The 17717-nt window shown below is 54.1% G+C and carries 24 protein-coding genes; 11 read left to right on the top strand and 13 right to left on the bottom strand.

The genetic code is table 11. The annotated features are described in order from the left end of the window. Positions 1-147 precede the first annotated feature (147 nt). Positions 148-513 (bottom strand): MmcQ/YjbR family DNA-binding protein, encoded by a 366-nt coding sequence (locus tag LZU96_RS11260; RefSeq protein WP_233984432.1) that lies wholly within the window; start codon positions 511-513, stop codon positions 148-150. A 101-nt stretch (positions 514-614) separates the two neighbouring features. Here LZU96_RS11260 and LZU96_RS11255 point away from each other — a divergent pair, with 101 nt between their 5' ends. Continuing rightward, positions 615-1583 (top strand): UV damage endonuclease UvsE, encoded by a 969-nt coding sequence (locus LZU96_RS11255; protein ID WP_233984431.1) that lies wholly within the window; start codon positions 615-617, stop codon positions 1581-1583. 51 nt (positions 1584-1634) lie between these two features. Here LZU96_RS11255 and LZU96_RS11250 read toward each other — a convergent pair whose 3' ends face one another. The 3 genes from LZU96_RS11250 to LZU96_RS11240 form a co-directional block, all read right to left on the bottom strand. After that, the gene (locus tag LZU96_RS11250) at positions 1635-2498 is read right to left on the bottom strand and encodes a glucose 1-dehydrogenase (protein ID WP_233984430.1); all 864 of its coding nucleotides are present in this window, start codon (positions 2496-2498) and stop codon (positions 1635-1637) included. Positions 2499-2587: 89 nt separating this feature from the next. Next, on the bottom strand, positions 2588-3436 hold the full coding sequence (locus tag LZU96_RS11245) for a manganese catalase family protein (RefSeq protein ID WP_233984429.1): 849 nt from the start codon (positions 3434-3436) through the stop codon (positions 2588-2590). A 290-nt stretch (positions 3437-3726) separates the two neighbouring features. Then, positions 3727-3984, bottom strand: a complete 258-nt coding sequence (locus LZU96_RS11240; protein ID WP_233984428.1) for a biofilm development regulator YmgB/AriR family protein — start codon at positions 3982-3984, stop codon at positions 3727-3729. A 541-nt stretch (positions 3985-4525) separates the two neighbouring features. Between LZU96_RS11240 and LZU96_RS11235 the strand changes: the two genes are divergently transcribed. Further along, complete coding sequence (locus tag LZU96_RS11235; protein WP_094121380.1) at positions 4526-4750, top strand: hypothetical protein; 225 nt, start codon at positions 4526-4528, stop codon at positions 4748-4750. A gap of 93 nt (positions 4751-4843) precedes the next feature. Here the strand turns inward: LZU96_RS11235 and LZU96_RS11230 are convergent, their stop codons facing one another. After that, entirely contained in the window at positions 4844-5095 is a 252-nt protein-coding gene (locus LZU96_RS11230; protein WP_094121381.1) for a hypothetical protein, read from the bottom strand. 322 nt (positions 5096-5417) lie between these two features. Between LZU96_RS11230 and umuD the strand changes: the two genes are divergently transcribed. From umuD to LZU96_RS11210, 4 genes are all read left to right on the top strand, one after another. Beyond that, positions 5418-5837 (top strand): translesion error-prone DNA polymerase V autoproteolytic subunit, encoded by a 420-nt coding sequence (gene umuD, locus LZU96_RS11225; RefSeq protein ID WP_293000981.1) that lies wholly within the window; start codon positions 5418-5420, stop codon positions 5835-5837. Between the two features lie 2 nt (positions 5838-5839). Further along, entirely contained in the window at positions 5840-7108 is a 1269-nt protein-coding gene (umuC, locus tag LZU96_RS11220; protein ID WP_233984427.1) for a translesion error-prone DNA polymerase V subunit UmuC, read from the top strand. Positions 7109-7254: 146 nt separating this feature from the next. After that, positions 7255-7533 carry a hypothetical protein gene (locus LZU96_RS11215; RefSeq protein WP_233984426.1) on the top strand — a complete coding sequence of 93 codons (279 nt, stop codon included), beginning with the start codon at positions 7255-7257 and terminating at the stop codon, positions 7531-7533. 207 nt (positions 7534-7740) lie between these two features. Then, a complete protein-coding gene (locus tag LZU96_RS11210; RefSeq protein WP_233988182.1) occupies positions 7741-8355 on the top strand; it encodes a TetR/AcrR family transcriptional regulator in 615 nt (204 codons plus the stop codon). Positions 8356-8853: 498 nt separating this feature from the next. Here the strand turns inward: LZU96_RS11210 and LZU96_RS11205 are convergent, their stop codons facing one another. The 5 genes from LZU96_RS11205 to LZU96_RS23595 all read right to left on the bottom strand — a co-directional run bounded on the left by LZU96_RS11205 (position 8854) and on the right by LZU96_RS23595 (position 10526). Then, entirely contained in the window at positions 8854-8991 is a 138-nt protein-coding gene (locus tag LZU96_RS11205) for a hypothetical protein (RefSeq protein ID WP_233984425.1), read from the bottom strand. Between the two features lie 191 nt (positions 8992-9182). Then, the gene (locus LZU96_RS11200; RefSeq protein WP_233984424.1) at positions 9183-9455 is read right to left on the bottom strand and encodes a hypothetical protein; all 273 of its coding nucleotides are present in this window, start codon (positions 9453-9455) and stop codon (positions 9183-9185) included. Positions 9456-9859: 404 nt separating this feature from the next. Beyond that, complete coding sequence (locus tag LZU96_RS11195; protein WP_031377364.1) at positions 9860-10090, bottom strand: YgdI/YgdR family lipoprotein; 231 nt, start codon at positions 10088-10090, stop codon at positions 9860-9862. Positions 10091-10104: 14 nt separating this feature from the next. Beyond that, a complete protein-coding gene (locus LZU96_RS11190) occupies positions 10105-10338 on the bottom strand; it encodes a YgdI/YgdR family lipoprotein (protein ID WP_233984423.1) in 234 nt (77 codons plus the stop codon). Then, positions 10335-10526, bottom strand: coding sequence for a hypothetical protein (locus LZU96_RS23595; RefSeq protein ID WP_419149881.1), 192 nt, complete (start codon positions 10524-10526; stop codon positions 10335-10337). Before LZU96_RS23595 ends, LZU96_RS11190 begins: the two co-directional genes overlap by 4 nt. Positions 10527-10643: 117 nt before the next feature. Here LZU96_RS23595 and LZU96_RS11185 point away from each other — a divergent pair, with 117 nt between their 5' ends. Beyond that, entirely contained in the window at positions 10644-11324 is a 681-nt protein-coding gene (locus LZU96_RS11185; protein ID WP_233984422.1) for an SOS response-associated peptidase family protein, read from the top strand. 81 nt (positions 11325-11405) lie between these two features. Here LZU96_RS11185 and LZU96_RS11180 read toward each other — a convergent pair whose 3' ends face one another. Further along, positions 11406-11609 (bottom strand): hypothetical protein, encoded by a 204-nt coding sequence (locus tag LZU96_RS11180; RefSeq protein ID WP_031377361.1) that lies wholly within the window; start codon positions 11607-11609, stop codon positions 11406-11408. A gap of 189 nt (positions 11610-11798) precedes the next feature. On the opposite strand from LZU96_RS11180, the gene LZU96_RS11175 reads away from it, so the two are divergent. The 4 genes from LZU96_RS11175 (at position 11799) to pdxY (ending at position 15124) form a co-directional block, all read left to right on the top strand. Beyond that, the gene (locus tag LZU96_RS11175) at positions 11799-12113 is read left to right on the top strand and encodes an MliC family protein (RefSeq protein ID WP_031377360.1); all 315 of its coding nucleotides are present in this window, start codon (positions 11799-11801) and stop codon (positions 12111-12113) included. 25 nt (positions 12114-12138) lie between these two features. Further along, positions 12139-12795, top strand: coding sequence for a pyridoxamine 5'-phosphate oxidase (gene pdxH, locus LZU96_RS11170; protein WP_233984421.1), 657 nt, complete (start codon positions 12139-12141; stop codon positions 12793-12795). Positions 12796-12935: 140 nt separating this feature from the next. Further along, positions 12936-14210: a tyrosine--tRNA ligase gene (tyrS, locus tag LZU96_RS11165; protein WP_233984420.1), complete on the top strand. Its 1275-nt coding sequence runs from the start codon at positions 12936-12938 to the stop codon at positions 14208-14210. A 53-nt stretch (positions 14211-14263) separates the two neighbouring features. Next, entirely contained in the window at positions 14264-15124 is an 861-nt protein-coding gene (gene pdxY, locus LZU96_RS11160; RefSeq protein ID WP_233984419.1) for a pyridoxal kinase PdxY, read from the top strand. A gap of 46 nt (positions 15125-15170) precedes the next feature. Here the strand turns inward: pdxY and gstA are convergent, their stop codons facing one another. Next, positions 15171-15776 carry a glutathione transferase GstA gene (gene gstA, locus LZU96_RS11155; RefSeq protein WP_233984418.1) on the bottom strand — a complete coding sequence of 202 codons (606 nt, stop codon included), beginning with the start codon at positions 15774-15776 and terminating at the stop codon, positions 15171-15173. A 143-nt stretch (positions 15777-15919) separates the two neighbouring features. After that, a complete protein-coding gene (gene dtpA, locus LZU96_RS11150; RefSeq protein ID WP_233984417.1) occupies positions 15920-17416 on the bottom strand; it encodes a dipeptide/tripeptide permease DtpA in 1497 nt (498 codons plus the stop codon). Positions 17417-17717 lie beyond the last annotated feature (301 nt).

Here is a 17717-nt window from a genome sequence, read left to right as displayed (position 1 = left end):
CCTCGTATCAGGTTCCGTAGATAAGAAGGACTAGCTAGTCACAGGGTTAAGTTTAGTTTGCAGGCTGGATTATGCCAGCTAAAGAGCAGGATGGCCGCCGATCGCGCGCTGCTAATCTGTTGATTCTATAGCTGAATAAGCGAAGCCTCAGCCAACCCAGGCCGGCCGACGTGAGACAGGGATTCCCTTTACCACCTGCTGATACGACTCTTCTGTCAGCTGCTGGATCAGGCCCGCTGATAGCCCGTCGCCAGGGTAGACGGTGATCCAGTGGCGCTTATTCATATGGTAACCGGCGGTAATTGTGGCGTAGATCGCCCGGTGCAGTTCCGCCTGCTGCGGCTGGCATTTCAGGGTAATGATCGGCACACCCCGCAGCGTAGTCAGCAGTAAAAATACCTTTCCGCACACTTTATAAACCTGATGTTCCGGCCCAAACGGGTAACTGCACTCGGCGGCAGGCAGCCGCTCGGCGGTCTCAATAGCGATGCGCTGGATATCAGCACCCTGCATAGCGAATCTCCTTTTATCCGGTCATTGTCTGAAAGCCCGGCCTGACTGGCTGAGTCACTGAGGCCTGTTACACTTCTGATAAGCATAAATCAGGAGCAGACATGAAATTAGGCTTTGCATGTAAGTATCTCAACAGCGATGGCAAACAGTTTTTCCCGTTCCGCGCCACCACGCGTAAACGGTTTCTGAGTTTACCGCACGAGCAACGTAATCAACTGATTTATGAGATCTCCGTAACCAATCTCAACCAGCTTTATTTGACGCTGGAGCAGCTGGCAACCTTGCCGGAGCCATTAAGGATGATGCGCATCGGCAGCGATCTGCTGCCGCTCTATACCGTACCGGAAGCGACGCCGCTGTTTGAGGCATTTTTACCCGAGCTCTATCCGCTGTTCGCCCGCTGCGGTGAGCTGGCGCGTGCGCATCAGATCCGGCTCTCGTTTCATCCGGGACAGTACACGGTGCTGGCGTCAGATAATCCCGATGTGGTCACCCGCGCGCTGCAGGATGTGGAGTATCACGCGCTCTGTGCCTGTCTGATGGGCTATGGCAAATCTTTTCAGGATTTTAAGATCAACATTCATATGAACGGTAAGGGAGGGTTCGACGGTTTTAAACGATCGTTCGGCCAGCTGAGTCCGGAAGCGCGGCTGATGCTGACGGTGGAAAACGACGAGATCTCCTGTTCGCTGGATGATGTCCTGCAGGCCGCGGCACTCTGTCCGGTGGTGCTGGATATTCATCATCACTGGGTGAAAGAGAACGCGTTTATCCAGCCTGACGATGCGCGGATCGCGCCGGTGATCGCCTCATGGCGCGGCGTACGACCGGTGCTGCACTACTCGATTTCACAGGAAGGGATTATTCCGCAACAGGGCTGGCCGGATCAGCAACAGCTGGGCGTATCGAAAAGCAAGCTGCGGGCGCACTCCGATTACTACTTCAATGCCACGCTCAATGACTGGGCGCTGTCGTTTCAGGCGTTCGACATCATGTGCGAAGTGAAAATGAAGAATCTGGCGCGGGAACAGCTCTACCAATGGGCGCAACAGCAGCAGCGGATAGCCTGACCGCTGCCGCTGAGTTTCCCCTTACCGCACGGGCAGTAAGGGGAAGCGACATCAGATAATCGCGACACCGCCGGTGACGGCAATGGTGGCGCCCGAAATATAGCTGGCTTCGTCGCTGGCCAGCATCACATAGGCCGGGGCCAGTTCGGCAGGCTGACCGGCCCGCTGCAACGGCACTTCACTGCCGAAATTTTTCACCTGCTCAACCGGCATGGTCGACGGGATCAGCGGCGTCCAGATCGGTCCGGGTGCCACCGCGTTGGCGCGGATGCCTTTATCAGCCAGCATTGCGGCCAGGCTACCGGACAGGTTGACGATAGCCGCTTTGGTCGCCGAATAGGGCAGCAGTTTCGGTTTCGGCTGGTCGGCGTTGATCGAGGCGGTATTAATGATCGAGCCGCCTGGCGGCATATGCGGCACGGCGGCTTTGGTGATGCGGAACAGGGCGTAAAGATTGGTTTTCATCGTCCGATCAAACTCGTCATCGCTGATCTCGTCCAGCGATTCGCGCGTCATCTGAAAAGCCGCATTATTCACCAGGATATTGATCTCGCCGAACGCCTCTACCGCTTTATCAACCAGAGCGGAACAGTGAGTCGCTTCGGTAATATCGCCAGCGACCAGAACCGCTTTCTGGCCAGCCTCTTCAACCAGCCGGGCGGTATCCTGTGCATCTTCATGCTCATCAAGATAGGAGATCAGAACATCGGCCCCTTCGCGGGCAAATGCGATGGCGACAGCGCGGCCAATGCCGGAATCACCGCCGGTAATAATGGCTTTTTTCCCTTTCAGGCGACCGGAGCCCTGATAACTCTGCTCGCCATGATCGGGCTGTGGCTGCATAGCCGCAGTCTTACCGGGCGGCGTCTGTTGCTGTTCGGCAAAAGGGGGTTGCGGGCGTTGAGTCGATGACATGAATATTCCTCCATAAAAATCCGTTAGCGTAAAACAACCGGTCAGGGTTACACCGCGCAGTGTGGCCCTGACCGGCACGCCTGCGTCAGTTAAGGCTTCGGTGATGCAATGCCGTCAATCTGCTCTTGCTGCGCCCCCGAGCCTGGACGGGCGTTACCCAGCAGCGGCTCATCGCCAAGGATCTCCGGCTGCTGTTTGGCGCTGAACTGGCCGTGACCGTCGTAGGCCGGGCCATTGCTCCAGCGGCCTTCCGGCAGCGGTTTATCCAGTGAGGTGTTGAGACAGTAGTAAGAGTGCTCCTGCGCCTCATGCTCCTGCGGGAAGCTGTTCGGAATCGGCAACGAGGCATTCAGGCCGCCCATCTCTTCGATCACCGCCAGCCATTGCTGCTGGTGCATGGTGTCGCGAGCAATCAGGAACGACAGGAAATCCTTCATCCCTTTGTCTTCCGTCATATTGTACAGGCGGGTCGCCAGCACACGGCCGGTCGCTTCTGCAGTCACGTTGGCCAGCATGTCAGCCGCCACGTTGCCGGAGGCGTAGATATGGCTCATATCGAAGGGAACACCATTGGCATTCACCGGCAGGGCCGCCAGACCGGAAGAGAGGATATGGCGCGGGTTCATGCCGCCCAGAATCGCATTGACCACCGGATCTTTCGCCGAGGCTTCCTGGTAAGAGAGCGGTGCGCCCTCAAGGTTAAGTGCCACCGCATAACCCAGCATTTCGATATGGCTGAGTTCTTCAGTTGCGGTAGAGATCAGCAGATCCCGAATCCGGGCATCGCCACGCGCGCCCATCGCCTGGAAAAAGTATTGCATCGCCACACGAATTTCACCTTCTACGCCACCGATGGCTTGCTGTAACAGCATGGCAAATTCTGGATCTGGTTTCTCGACGCGAACCGGGAACTGGAGTTTTGATGAATGATGAAACATGATTATTTTCCTCGTCAGTGTTTACACTCGATGCAGGAAAAAGCCTGGACAGGGATAGCGAAAAAAGAAAGCGTAACGAGAGCAATTAACCGGCGAGTCAGGGGCGATAAGCGGCAAAAAAGCGGGAAAAGGCGATTAACTACTGGTCCGTTAGTGAGGAGAAATCAACCTGCCGGCAGGATGCTTATGGCCTGAAAAACGGGCGTAAAAAAGCCCCGCAAGCGGGGCAAATTCTGGGAAGGAAAAGCATCCGTGCTAATCAGTGATCCCTCACAACAGACACAGGATGTTTAGCTGTTACTAGTCGACGACGCGCTCTGCAGAACATGTTCCAGCGCCTGGCGATAAATATCCTGTTTAACCACGTCACGCTCACTTTCCAGGCGGTGAATCAGGCCCAGTACAACGTCTTTATCGGAAACGTGGGTTTTATATTGCGCGAGTTCAGCATGGACAGCTGCAATCACTTCTTTCTCGCTAGTGACCGGAGTGCCAGAGTTCATGAAGTATTCAGAAATCTGAGACTCTGTATTGATTGTCGTTTGCATATCAGGCCTCATCAAAAAGGGGGTCAGTGCGCCAGATCAGGTCCGGTTAACGGACGACGCAAAAAAAAGAGCATCTGAAGGTGGAAATCCACGACACCTTCAGATGCGGTGCAATGCACCTTTCGTTACAAGTGACTTAACATCACGGCGTAAAGCTATACAAGAATGACAAAGTTGTACAACGAAATTCGCAAAATTTTATCTGGTCGGTGCTGTATATTAAATGCATGTTTACAGGATTTAAACAAAACCCCTGGTTAATGTTGTTTATTTACAGCCTGTTGAAATTATATCGTCTCGCTTTCTGCGTTTTTTTTATCAAATTTTTTGTTCAGACCTTTTTGCTAAAGTCTGTACTTCTGCCGTCTTTTTCATGAAAACCTGTACAGGTTTAGCCAGGGAAAAGCGGCTCTCCTGACGCTGGCAGCGTTCACGATCGTTGCAATCCTGGCCGCCCGATCCCTGAGTCAGCATAATTCACTTCACACCCGTTACTCAGAAGGCTAAGGTTGAGCGCTTACTTAATCAGAAGGAGATGATCATGGTTAATGACTACTTTGCACTTCCGCCTGCGGGCATCACACAAGAACAACATAAGCGCACGGTGGCAGTGGCGGCTGCGCTGGCAGTAGCAAAAGAGTCGGTCAGCGCATCAACCTCGGCGACTGGTTCAAAAACGGCGTGGGATCTGCAGGCGGTCGCCAATGAAATCGCTAATCTGGCCGATGCGATTCAGGATGCCCTGGAGAGCGATAGCGAGGTATAAGCCTGCCGTTAACGTGCTGTCACCTTATGCCCGGCGGCTGGCGCGTTGGAAAGCAGGGGATACCCGGCAACGTCATCGCTGCCGGGTATTGGCTTATTCTATGGATGGTGGCTCATATTTAATGTACTGACGCAGGGTGTCATGGATCGCCCGATTATCCCCTTCATCCAGCCCACGATCGGCATATTCTTTCGCCAGCGCCGCCAGCACATCATCAAATTTACCCTTGTAATTGAGATTATTGAGTGCGATCTGCTGACCCAGGATCGCTTTTAATACGGTGGTCTCAACTTTCAACTGACGGACTTCGTTTTCAAGATGCGTGATGCGATTGTCGTCTGACATAACACCTCCATGATTAAAACCGCAGAATAACCATGCCACGCCGGATATTCAAACAACGGTGGCAGCAGAGAAACGTTGTCAGATTTTCCTTAAGTCAGCATCATTCATTAGCCACGACGATTAATGTAAAACTCACGCCGCTCAGGTCATGCGGCGATAGTGACCACTTTCTGCTGAATATGACGTCAGGGTGAAAAAAAGCCACAAAAAAAAGTGCATTGTCTTCAACCCCTTCGCTTAAACCTTTTCCGTTACGCTTGATTAAAAGGGGGATTCGATATTACTGTGTTTATATACAGTTATCTGGAAAAGGAGTGAAATTGTGGAATTCATCAAACCTGCGGACCTCCGCGCCGTCATGCCATTACCGTTATATATCGAACGCGTTCCCTGCGGCTTCCCTTCACCGGCGCAGGATTATGTCGAACAAAGAATTGATTTGAACGCACTGATGGTTCAGCGGCCAAGCGCTACCTATTTTGTCCGGGTCAGCGGCGAATCGATGATTGACGCAGGGATTAACGACGGCGACATGCTGGTGGTTGACAGTTCACTTACCGCCGCGCATGGCGATATAGTGGTTGCCGCCGTCGACGGTGAATTCACGGTTAAACGCCTCCAGCTTCATCCCTGCCTGCAACTGATGCCCATGAATACCCAATTTAAGCCGATCGCCATCAAAACCGAAGAGGCGCTTGAGGTGTTTGGCGTCGTGACGTTTGTTATTAAATCGACCCATTAATTATGTTCGCGCTGGTCGACGTGAACAGTTTTTATGCCTCGTGCGAGACGGTGTTCAGGCCCGATCTGCGCGGCAAGCCGGTAGTCGTACTGTCGAATAACGACGGTTGTGTTATTGCGCGCAGCGCCGAGGCGAAAAGAGTGGGCATCAAAATGGGCGCGCCCTATTTTAAAATGCGTGAGGAACTGACGCGCCATGCGGTGCAGGTCTTCAGCTCAAACTATGCGCTCTACGCCGATATGAGCCATCGGGTGATGACCATACTGGAAGAGATGGCGCCTTCGGTTGAGATTTACTCGATCGACGAAGCGTTTATGGATCTGACCGGCGTACGCAACTGCATGGCGCTGGAGACCTTTGCTCATCAGGTCCGGCAGCGGGTGCTGAAAGAGACTCATCTGACCGTCGGCGTCGGCATTGCGCCGACCAAAACGCTGGCTAAGCTGGCCAATTTTGCCGCCAAGAAATGGAGCAAAACCGGCGGCATTGTCGACCTGTCAAACCGCGAGCGGCAGGAAAAACTGCTGGCGCTGACGGATGTGACGGATGTCTGGGGCGTGGGGGGACGTATCGCTAAACGGCTGAAGGCGATGGGGATCGAGACGGCGCGGGATTTAGCTGCCCAGAGCACCTGGACCATCCGTAAACATTTTAATGTGGTGCTGGAGCGCACGGTCAGGGAACTGCGCGGTGAGCCCTGCCTGGAGATGGAAGAGTTTGTCCCGGTTAAACAGCAAATCATGTGCTCGCGATCGTTTGGCAGCCGTATCTCAGACTACCAGCAGATGCGCCAGGCGATCTGCGCCTATGCGGAACGGGCCGCAGAAAAACTGCGTCAGGAGAAACAGTATTGCCGACAGGTCGGCGTGTTTGTTCGTACCAGCCCGCACGCGGCCGGTGAAACCTTTTACGGCAATCAGTCCACCGGCCAGCTGCTGACGCCCACCCATGATACGCGTGACATTATTCGCGTGGCGATGACGTGCCTGGATAATATCTGGATAGAGGGGCACCGCTACATGAAAGCCGGTATCCTGCTGGGAGACTTCTTCAGTCAGGGCGTGGCGCAGCTTAACCTGTTTGATGAGGTTGCGCCGCGGCCTGACAGCGAGGTATTGATGCAGCTGGTTGATAGCATCAACCAGAGCGGCAGAGGTAAGCTCTGGTTTGCCGGTCAGGGCATCCATAAAGAGTGGGCGATGAAGCGAGAGATGCTGTCACCGGCCTACACCACCCGACTGAGCGATTTACCGATAGCCGTGGTGAAGTGAATCGCCGTACCCGAACGTTTAGTCGCCCCCTAGCCGCTGAAAAGCTTTTTTTATCACGCAGCGAAATTATTGCAGCGCTATCCTTTACCTGGCCCGACCAGTTGTTGACTGATCGGGTGTATTGATAAAATATTTAGGTAAATGTGATGAACTTTAGACAATTTGAAGCCAGAATTAATCTTTGGCCTGCAATACATTTCACGGCGATAGTCAAAACCCGTCGCGATGATGAATATGAAATTTATGCGGTCGATGAGAACAATAATATAAAATCTCAGCTGTTTATCTGTTTTGCAGATAATGAGAACCATGCCAGCCTGCTGAATAAACAATTTATGCTGTGGCTGACCAAAATAAATAGTGAGCGGCGCAGGCAGCAAAAGGCCGATCGTCAGGCTGAGGCCACACTTTTCCCGGATAAATAACCGGCAGATTTTTTCGCTGCCTGAGAAAATAGTGCCGGACTGAAAGTGATAAATTGAGTAGCGATGTTAACCATTGAGGTGATTAATTGATGGATCATCCGTCCGCGCGGCCGGTGAAAATAATCAGCGCGGTATACTTATTATCAGTGCCTGAGATACAATCCCCCGTTGATTTTACGGGAGCGCATTTTCCCCTGGCCGGTAATGATGATCACGATAGCCACAGAGCACAAAAACAAAGAGCGGGGCCGTCCCAGAGAGTTCAATATTGAACAGGCTCTGGATCAGGCCATGATTGTTTTTCGGCAAAAGGGGTATCACGCAGCATCGCTGAACGATCTGGGTGCGGCGATGAACCTCTCGGCAGGCAGTATTTATAAGGCGTTTAAAGATAAGCGCTCCCTGTTTCTGCAGGTATTTGAACGTTATCTGCTGTTGCGTAACGCCGAGCTACGGCGTCGGCTGCAGCCGCTTGACAGCGGGCGGGCGAAGATCGCTGAACTGTTGCAGTTCTATCTGGACTCAGCGCGCGCAGTAGAGGGACGTCGCGGCTGTCTGGTGGTTGCCAGCGCGATTGAATTACAGACGCTGGATGACGCACTGGCGCAACGCATCGGTCAGGTGGTGTCGCGCAATCAGGGCTTACTGGTCTCGCTGCTGGAGCAGGGGCAGCAGGATGGCTCCATCTCCGCCACGCTGGATGTTGAGGCCGCCGCCGGGCTGATTATCTGCCTCGCCTACGGGTTGCGGGTCGCGGGCAAAGTCAGGGATGTGGCCAATGAACAACAGACTCTCGCCCTGGCACTGAAAGTATTGGGTTAAAATTTCCCCAATTAGGAGGTAATCGCTTCCTAAAGTGGCCGTTAAACGGGCGTCAGTAATGCACGGCAAAAAAAAGCAAAAAGAGCAAAAAAGAAAAAGAGAAAGCGAGGGGACTCACCCGCTTAATCACTGGCGTGACCATTGCCGCCAGCCAGACGTCAGGGAGTAAGCAGTGACAGACGACGACCTAACCATCAATGATGAGATCCGTGCTCTGATAGGAAAAGTGGTCTCACGCCTTATCAGGCCAGATGAGCCGCTGAGTGTGCATGAAATTATCAACGCGCTGCACAGCCTGCGTGTTCGCTCTCCCGACCGGAATACACGCTTATCCTGCAGGAAAGCGATTCGTATTCTGGCGCGTAAACTTCACTAGCCCGGCCGTTTCCGGCCAGAGAAATCGCGTTCCGGCCTTTCCGATTACCCCGTAGTGTGCCAGGCTTCCTGCTCCATTATCCTGCGTAAAATATTAAGGCCTGTTTTGTGAAAACCTCTATCTTACTGACGCTTGTGGCAGCCATTGGTTGTTCCGTTATTGCTGCCCGTGGCGGATTCGAAACCGATGCGGCGAAACATCCGTTGCACCAGAGCGTCACCGAAAACGGCGAACCAGTCGCTGAGTAGCAGGCCAGCCACGATGACCCTGACCGCCGTGCCCGGTGCAACACCTGATGCTGCGGCACAGGGTGCCCTGAGCACAGCGAATCAGCGGCCGGAGAGGCACTTTTCTGGCTGTAGGACGGCATAAAGATGTCAGAGGGCGATAAGGTGGGGCGAGGCGGGCACCGGATGAGGTGCCCTCGGCTGAACGGCAGCCAGAGAAAAGGTTAACGGGTGTTTTTAAGTTCTACCGGTTCCTGTCCGGTCACCACCAGCCAGTTCAGCTCGGCGCGATCGCGGGTAGAGGCATTGATAAAACTTTTCAGCCAGTTGCGCGCATCAGCAATCTGCGCCACGCGATCGTCGTTACTCTCATTTTCAGCCATCTCACCCAACTGTCGGATCAGCGATACCAGCGTAATATCCTGTTGTTGAAAGGCCAGGTTAATGGCTGCTTCACCAAGAATCATATGTCCGGTTGATTTATCGTGAAATACCATGGGTAACCTCCTGAGTGAAAACGTAAATAACACAATAATTATTCTAGTAAAAAACAGCCTGAACGAAAGGTTACTAACCCAGGGCAGAGACTATTAAAACCATCAGGAAATAAAATGAACTTTTTTTAATCGCTTTAAATGGCTGATATTGTTCTGAAAGAAACGTCGCTGCTTTTTTTATCGCACCGGGGGAATGAATGAGAGTGGTAAAAAATTGCGGATGTGCCTGAAATTCAGATAAGCGAAGGGGCAACCAGCGGACGTTATTTCAGCTGAATGCCCGGGTGAGAAAGGGTGAGACAGCCGCGCAGACGAGGCATATCCTCAGCGGCGGGGTTATTTCGGCAGCCAACAGGCAAAAATAAAGCCGCACAGCGGCGGCTTTATAACGGGATGGCCAATAATTATTTATTTGGCACTTCAGATACGGCTTTGACGTCAGCTTTATTAATCTGTTGCTTCACGCCATTGGCATCTTTATACGCCAGCAGACCGGCATCTGATTCAGACGGTTTACCGTCACTAATAATGGTACGGCCGTCATTGGTGTGAATAGCGTAACTGGTACGGGTGCAACCGGTTAATACGGTCATACCGATCAATGCAGCAAGAGGTAAAATCAGCGCTTTTTTCATCGTATTCACCTTTATTAGTTGTCGAGTTCACTCATGTTACTAATTTCATTGCGATTGATTTGCTCAGTTTTGCCTGTCTGAGCATCGCGATAGGACACCAGACCGGTATCATCATCAATTTGTGGCTTACCATCAGTGACAATAGTGCGGCCATCAGTAGTCTTAATCGATTGGTTAGACGCGCAACCTGCCAGCGTACCTAAACAAAGTGCCAGCAACGCGACCGCTGACAGAGATTTCATTTTCATTTTTTCTTCTCCTTGAAGTGAATCCAGACGTATACAGCATAGACGCCTTTATCATTTTTGCTGGCCCTGCCGCGCTTCGTTGCGCGATTTTTAATCAGAAACCGGCGTAACAGGGAATAATCGCGCTGCTGCCGCCAGGATATAGCATTTATTGCCAACGAAACGTGCCGCTCAGAATATTTCTTCACTCGGTTAAATCTTACGCAAATAATCCGCAGGCCAGAGGTTTGACCAGTGAAATAATAGTGCTGCCGTTGCCCTCGTTGTGCCGCCAGCGTCAGCTATGCTTGATGAGGGAGGTGATTATGTGTGGACGATTTGCGCAGTACAGCAGCCGGAATGACTATTTCGATGCGCTGGCGATTCCGGAAGATGAGATTATTTACGATCCGCAGCCGATCGGACGCTACAACGTTGCGCCCGGCACCCGGGTGCTGGTGCTGAATCAGCGTGACGACCAACTGCAACTAGACCCGGTGCTGTGGGGATACGGTCCCGACTGGTGGCATAAGGCGCCGCTGATCAATGCGCGCAGCGAAACCGCCGCGCAGGGGCGTATGTTTAAACCCTTGTGGGCGCACGGTCGGGCCGTGGTGCCGGCAGATGGCTGGTATGAGTGGCAAAAGCACGGCAGGCAAAAGCAGCCGTGGTTTATTTATCATCGCCAGAAGCAGCCGCTGTTCTTTGCCGCCATCGGTAAAGCGCCTTATGACCGTGAGCATGGCAAAGAGGGGTTTGTGATTGTCACCGCCGCCAGCGATAAAGGAATGGTGGATATTCACGATCGGCGGCCGCTGGTGCTGGCTGCCAGTGCCGTGGCGGAGTGGTTAAGCCCGCAGACCACGCCAGAGCGGGCGGTTGAGATTGCGCAGCAGGCGGCGCTGCCGGAACAGGAATTTGCCTGGCATCCGGTAAGCCAGGCGGTGGGCAATATTCATCATCAGGATGCCAGTCTGATTGCGGAAATTGATGACCCGGTAGCCTGATGCGCTACCGGGCCGGAGCGTGAGGATCACGCGTGGCGATGAACCGTACCGATCGGTCAGACGGTTCAGCAGGCAGAGCCATCAGAGCAGCGAGTCTTCCCCGGCTTTGGCGGCCGCTTTCTCGGCTTTCATCGCATTGATCGGATCGGAGGCGCTCAGCCAGCGATCGAATTTCTGGTAGGTGTCGATAAAGGTTTTAAAGTAGCTGCTGGCTATGGTGGCATTCTCTTTGTGGTTCATAAAGGCCACCGCCAGTTTAAACGCATCTTCGTTATCAAATTTCATTTTTGTCTCCCTCGCTTCAGATCTATAGAGCGTAGCCTGATTAAGCCGCGCGTGCATTCAGACAACCGGCTGATAAACCGCAATAAAGCACCTCAATGTCAGCTGTCGGCCAGATTGGCGTGGATTCCCACTTACTTCACGCCAAATCCTTCTTATAATGCCAGCTTCACTCGTGAAGGAGACCCGCTTATGTTGAAAGGATTAACCGTTGCCGCTGCGCTGCTGCTGTCGGGCTGTAGCCTGATGCATAAACAACCGCCGGCCCCCCAGACGCTGCACTACCGCTGTGGGACGCTGCCGCTGACCGTCACGCTTGATGAAGCGCAGCAGCAGGTCAGTTTTATTATGGATGGTCAGCCGCTGACGCTGAAACAGACGGTGTCCGCCTCTGGCGCCCGCTACAGTGATGGCAACTACGTCTTCTGGTCCAAAGGAAACGGCGCGTTTATCGAACGTAACGATAAAATTGTCGTCAATGATTGTGAGCTGCAACCCGCCAGCTGACTGTTTATCTGAATAGGCGAACATTATGAGCGACAGCGAAACGCTACACACCATCGCCCACCTGCGGCGTGAATATACCCGCGGCGGGTTGCGCCGCAAGGATCTGCCGGACAATCCGATTGCGCTGTTTGAACAGTGGCTGAGCCAGGCCTGCGAAGCGAAACTGCCCGATCCCACGGCGATGACCGTGGCGACGGTGGATGAGGAAGGGCAGCCGTGGCAACGCATCGTTCTGCTGAAGCATTTTGATGCGCAGGGCATGGTGTTTTATACCAATCTGGGCAGCCGCAAGGCACTGCAGCTGGCGCACAACCCGCGCATCTCGCTGCATTTTCCGTGGCACTTTCTGGAGCGTCAGGTGCTGGTGCTGGGCGAAGTGGAAAAGCTGTCGCCGCTGGAGGTGCTGAAATACTTCCACAGCCGTCCGCGTGACAGCCAGATTGGTGCCTGGGTCTCGAAGCAGTCGAGCCGCATTTCGGCGCGCGGCATTCTGGAAGGCAAGTTCCTTGAGCTTAAACAGAAGTTCCAGCAGGGCGAGATCCCGCTGCCCAGTTTCTGGGGTGGCTACCGGGTGAAATTTCACACGGTGGAGTTCTGGCAGGGCGGCGAACATCGCCTGCACGATCGTTTCCTCTATCAGCGCGATCACGACGGCTGGAAAATCGACCGACTGGCACCCTGAATCGGTAACATTCCCGCCTTTCAGCGCTGGCACAGAAGGCGTCAGCGCTTTATGCTATAGCCCTTATTTTTTTCGATTCCGCAACTCAGCGGAAAGCTGTGTACCAGCATAGGTGCAGTCTGATCAATTTGGAGTCAGTGATGACCAGCAGTAACCTGATACAACAATTGCAAGAGAGGGGCCTGATCGCCCAGGTGACGGATGAAGACGCGTTAACAGAGAAACTGGCGCAGGGGCCAATTTCGCTCTATTGCGGCTTTGACCCCACTGCTGACAGCTTGCATTTGGGCCATCTGGTACCGCTGCTCTGCCTGAAGCGTTTTCAGGATGCCGGACACAAGCCGGTGGCGCTGGTTGGCGGGGCGACCGGCCTGATTGGCGATCCCAGCTTTAAAGCCGCAGAGCGTAAACTCAATACCAGCGAAACCGTCAATGAATGGGTTGAAAAGATCCGTCAGCAGGTGGCGCCATTCCTTGATTTCGATTGCGGCAGCAACAGCGCTATCGCCGCCAATAACTACGACTGGTTTGGCAGCATGAACGTGCTGACCTTCCTGCGGGATATTGGCAAACACTTCTCCGTGAACCAGATGATCAATAAAGAAGCGGTGAAGCAGCGTCTGAACCGTGACGACCAGGGCATCTCTTTCACCGAGTTCTCCTACAATCTGCTGCAGGGCTACGACTTCGCCTGTCTGAACGAGCGCCACGGCGTCTCGCTGCAGATTGGCGGCTCGGATCAGTGGGGCAACATCACTTCCGGTATCGATCTGACCCGTCGTCTGCATCAGAACCAGGTGTTTGGCCTGACGGTTCCGCTGATCACCAAGTCTGACGGCACCAAATTCGGTAAAACCGAAGGCGGCGCAGTCTGGCTGGATGCGAAGAAAACCAGCCCGTACAAGTTCTATCAGTTCTGGATCAACACCGCGGATGCTGATGTCTACCGCTTCCTGAAGTTCTTCACCTTTATGAGCATTGAAGAGATCAATGCGCTGGAAGAAGAGGACAAAAACAGCGGCACCGCGCCACGCGCGCAGTATGTGCTGGCAGAGCAGGTAACGCGTCTGGTACACGGTGAAGCCGGACTGGCCGCCGCAAAACGCATTACCGACAGCCTGTTCTCCGGCGCCATCAGCGAGATGACCGAAGCAGACTTCGACCAGCTGGCGCAGGATGGTATGCCAACCATCGTGCTGGGTGCTGACGATGATCTGCAGCAGGCGCTGGTGAAAGCGGAGCTGGTGCCGTCACGCGGCCAGGCACGTACCATGATCGGATCAAACGCAGTCTCACTGAACGGTGAGAAGCAGTCGGACGCCGAGTACCGCTTCAGCGACAGTGATAAGCTGTTTAATCGCTACACGCTACTGCGTCGCGGCAAGAAACATTACTGCCTGATTAACTGGCAGTAAGATTTCAGGGCCGGTTTCCGGCCCTTTTTTTTATGGCAGGACAGGGCAAACAAGTGAAAAATATTTTAGCGATTCAGTCGCACGTTGTTTTTGGTCATGCCGGTAACGCGGCGGCTGAGTTTCCGATGCGCCGCATGGGCGCGAACGTCTGGCCGCTGAATACCGTACAGTTTTCTAACCATACCCAATATGGTCACTGGACCGGCACGGTGATGCCCGCCACCCACTTAACCGATATCGTGAAAGGCATTGCTGACATTGACCGCCTGAAAACCTGTGATGCGGTGCTGAGCGGCTATCTGGGATCGGCGGAGCAGGGCGAACAGATATTAGAGATTGTCCGTCAGGTGAAAGCGGCCAATCCCGACGCCTGGTATTTCTGCGATCCGGTGATGGGTCACCCGGAAAAAGGCTGCATCGTGGCACCGGGTGTGGCGGAGTTTCACTGCAAAATGGCGATGCCCGCCAGCGATATCATCGCGCCGAATCTGCTGGAGCTGGAGATGCTGAGCGAGCGCAGCATTACCGATGTCGCTGCCGCGGTGGATGCCGCACGGGCGCTGATCGCCCAGGGACCGAAAGTGGTGCTGGTCAAACATCTGGCACGCGCCGGCCGTCGCAGCGATCGCTTTGAAATGCTGCTGGTGACCGCTGAAGATGCCTGGCACATCAGCCGTCCGCTGGTCGATTTTGGCGTACGTCAGCCGGTCGGCGTGGGCGATCTGACCAGCGGCCTGCTGCTGGTCAATCTGCTGCATGGCAAAAGCCTGCAGGATGCGCTGGAGCACGTAACGGCGGCAGTGTATGAAGTGATGCTGAAAACCCATCAGATGGGCGAGTATGAACTGCAGCTGGTGGCGGCTCAGGATGCGATTGCCGCGCCAACGCAGCACTTCGCGGCAGAAAAACTGTAAAACGGAACAGGGCCGCTTCAGCGGCCCTGTTTATTAAGTGGTTCCCTTACTGTAACCCTTCGGCTTTTAACGCCGCCTGCACCGCCGGACGCGCCGCTACCCGACTGAACCAGCTCTCCAGTGCTTCACATCCCGATAAATTGAGCTTCAGCGCTTTCGCCCAGCGCGTCACCACATAGAGATACGCATCGGCCACGCTGAAGCGCAGCCCCATCAGCCACTGTCTGTCATGCAGGCTCTCATCGACATAGCGAAATTTCGCCTCCAGCTGCGTACGTGCCCGCGCTTTCTCCTCGTCCGTGGTGTCCGGACGAAACAGCGGCGTAAAGCCTTTGTGCAGCTCGCTGCTGGTGTAGCTCAGCCATTCAATGGTGTGATAGCGCGTCAGGCTGCCGGCAGGCGCCAGCAGATGGCGATCGGGCTTGAGATCTGCCAGGTACTGCACAATCGCCACGCCTTCAGTCAGTACCGTGCCATCACTGAGCTGCAGCGCCGGTACCTGACCTTTGGGATTGATTTGCCGAAAATCGTCGCCCCGTTCCGTGAGTTTTTTTGCCAGATCAACGTTCACCTGAGTGAAGTCGAGCCCGCATTCGCGCATGACAATGTGGGGTGAGAGAGAGCAGGCACCCGCTTTGCAAAACAGTTTCATGACCAGGCCTCCTTGATGCGATGGGATCACAGCATAGTAAAGGCTCAGCGAAGAATTGCCAGTGACGCGGATCAGGATCTGCGACCGGAGCCGCCGCCGCAAAAAAAAGCCGGGCAGAGCCCGGCTGGAGAAGCGTCAGGAAATTACGCCTCAGCTTTTTTCGTTTCTGCGTCAGTATCCTGGGTCATGCGGTTAAGCAACGGCGCAGTAACCAGCATCAGCAGAGCAATCACCGCGGTAACGATACCGATCTGCTGGAATACGCGGCTGTAGGTCGCCAGCGACATCAGCGGATCGGTCACGTTTTCCGGCACCGCCATCAGATTCGCCACTTTACCGGCGATCACTGCCGCGCCAGCGGTGGTCAGGAACCAGGAGCCCATGATAAAGCCCATCAGACGCTGCGGCACCAGCTGGGCCACCATCGCCAGGCCGAGACCGGAGATCATCAGTTCACCGATACTCTGCAGCGCATAGCTCAGAATCAGCCAGTTAACCGAGACAATACCGGCATCGCTGGCGAACTTCGCGCCCACCGGCAGCACCAGAAACGCCCCTGAGCAGAGCACCATGCCGAAAGCAAACTTATGCGGCATCGGCAGCTTATCGCCCAGCTTGTTGTAGAGCGCCGCCAGCAGCGGGCTGGCCAGCATGATCCAGAACGGGTTCAGTGCCTGGAACTGTTCCGGCGCAAAGGTGATGCCGAGAATGCTGTGTTCAACGTTGCGGATTGCAAAGAAGTTCAGCGAGGTGGGCATCTGCATGTAGAGCACAAAGAACAGGATCGCTTCCACCATCAGCAGGAAGGCCACAATCATCTTACGACGCGCGGCACCCTGCAGGGCAAAGGCCTCTTTGGCAAACACCAGTACGATACCCAGCGCAATCACTGCCAGCACCAGGCGGGCGATAGACTGGTGATGCAGCATCCAGTTAGCCAGCGCCACCAGCACCACCACGCCAACCAGCGTCATCAGCAGCTTACCGATGTGCAGGGGGGCGAAGTCCGGTTTAGAACCGTAATCTTTCACCATGCGCTTGCAGAACAGGAAGTTGAACAGGGTGATCACCAGACCAATCACCGACAGCGAGAACGCCACGTTATAGCCATATTTCGCCGCTAACCACGGGGTCAGCATCATCGAAAACAGCGAACCGATGTTGATCGACATATAGAACATGGTGAAAGCACCGTCGATACGCGGGTCATCTTTGTCGTAGCAGGTGGAGAGCAGCGAAGAGGGGTTGGCTTTGAACAGGCCGCTACCGACAGCGATGGTCGCCATGCCGATATAGACAATGCTCACGTTGTGACCGGAGAACGCCACCAGCGCATAACCCAGCGCCAGCACCAGGACACCCAGCACAATCACGCGTTTGGTGCCCAGCACTTTATCGCCGAGCCAGCCGCCAATCGCCACCAGCCCGTAGACCAGGGCGCTGAACGAGGAGAACAGCGTGATGGAATCGGATTCAGACATCCCCAGCTGTTTCACCAGGTAAACCGCCATGATGGCCTGAAGACCGTAAAAACCAAACCGCTCCCACAGCTCAATCGAGAAGATTAAGTAGAACGCCTTTGGCTGTTTAAACGCATTGAGACTAACTGTCTCATCAGTGTGTTTGTTTGCAGTTGACACATGTACCTCAGTTTTATCACACCCTGTTTCGGGACAGGAATTAAGTCCGCGTCATGTGAGTTGTCCATGCGCAAGATTGTTATTAGAAGGGAAAAGCGGCGCCTAATTTGGCTGATTAAGCGCGACAGGGCAAGAATTTTCTGACCACTGGATGACCCTGATATTATCGGGTTAAAAAACTTATAACAAACTGTTAATCGGATTTAAATATGGCAAGCGGGGATTATAGCAGTATAAATAGGGTGGGTGCGAGTCACGTCCTGGATAATATTGATATTAACTGCTAATGGACGATTATCCA

Origin of the sequence: Pantoea agglomerans (genome assembly GCF_021397715.1) — a bacterium.
Taxonomy (GTDB): domain Bacteria; phylum Pseudomonadota; class Gammaproteobacteria; order Enterobacterales; family Enterobacteriaceae; genus Pantoea; species Pantoea astica.
This window is presented reverse-complemented; position numbering and strand designations above follow the sequence as displayed.

Excerpts from the sequence above, each read along its gene's own strand:
- LZU96_RS11250 (WP_233984430.1), bottom strand. The coding sequence starts at position 2,498 with ATGTCATCGACTCAACGCCCGCAACCCCCTTTTGCCGAACAGCAACAG.
- LZU96_RS11215 (WP_233984426.1), top strand. The coding sequence starts at position 7,255 with ATGAACTTTAGACAATTTGAAGCCAGAATTAATCTTTGGCCTGCAATA.
- LZU96_RS11190 (WP_233984423.1), bottom strand. The coding sequence starts at position 10,338 with ATGAAAATGAAATCTCTGTCAGCGGTCGCGTTGCTGGCACTTTGTTTA.
- LZU96_RS11175 (WP_031377360.1), top strand. The coding sequence starts at position 11,799 with ATGTTGAAAGGATTAACCGTTGCCGCTGCGCTGCTGCTGTCGGGCTGT.
- LZU96_RS11230 (WP_094121381.1), bottom strand. The coding sequence starts at position 5,095 with ATGTCAGACGACAATCGCATCACGCATCTTGAAAACGAAGTCCGTCAG.
- umuC (WP_233984427.1), top strand. The coding sequence starts at position 5,840 with ATGTTCGCGCTGGTCGACGTGAACAGTTTTTATGCCTCGTGCGAGACG.
- gstA (WP_233984418.1), bottom strand. The coding sequence starts at position 15,776 with ATGAAACTGTTTTGCAAAGCGGGTGCCTGCTCTCTCTCACCCCACATT.
- LZU96_RS11200 (WP_233984424.1), bottom strand. The coding sequence starts at position 9,455 with ATGGTATTTCACGATAAATCAACCGGACATATGATTCTTGGTGAAGCA.
- LZU96_RS11255 (WP_233984431.1), top strand. The coding sequence starts at position 615 with ATGAAATTAGGCTTTGCATGTAAGTATCTCAACAGCGATGGCAAACAG.
- LZU96_RS11260 (WP_233984432.1), bottom strand. The coding sequence starts at position 513 with ATGCAGGGTGCTGATATCCAGCGCATCGCTATTGAGACCGCCGAGCGG.
- LZU96_RS11195 (WP_031377364.1), bottom strand. The coding sequence starts at position 10,090 with ATGAAAAAAGCGCTGATTTTACCTCTTGCTGCATTGATCGGTATGACC.
- LZU96_RS11185 (WP_233984422.1), top strand. The coding sequence starts at position 10,644 with ATGTGTGGACGATTTGCGCAGTACAGCAGCCGGAATGACTATTTCGAT.
- pdxH (WP_233984421.1), top strand. The coding sequence starts at position 12,139 with ATGAGCGACAGCGAAACGCTACACACCATCGCCCACCTGCGGCGTGAA.
- LZU96_RS11235 (WP_094121380.1), top strand. The coding sequence starts at position 4,526 with ATGGTTAATGACTACTTTGCACTTCCGCCTGCGGGCATCACACAAGAA.
- LZU96_RS11245 (WP_233984429.1), bottom strand. The coding sequence starts at position 3,436 with ATGTTTCATCATTCATCAAAACTCCAGTTCCCGGTTCGCGTCGAGAAA.
- LZU96_RS11180 (WP_031377361.1), bottom strand. The coding sequence starts at position 11,609 with ATGAAATTTGATAACGAAGATGCGTTTAAACTGGCGGTGGCCTTTATG.
- LZU96_RS11240 (WP_233984428.1), bottom strand. The coding sequence starts at position 3,984 with ATGCAAACGACAATCAATACAGAGTCTCAGATTTCTGAATACTTCATG.
- tyrS (WP_233984420.1), top strand. The coding sequence starts at position 12,936 with ATGACCAGCAGTAACCTGATACAACAATTGCAAGAGAGGGGCCTGATC.
- LZU96_RS11210 (WP_233988182.1), top strand. The coding sequence starts at position 7,741 with ATGATCACGATAGCCACAGAGCACAAAAACAAAGAGCGGGGCCGTCCC.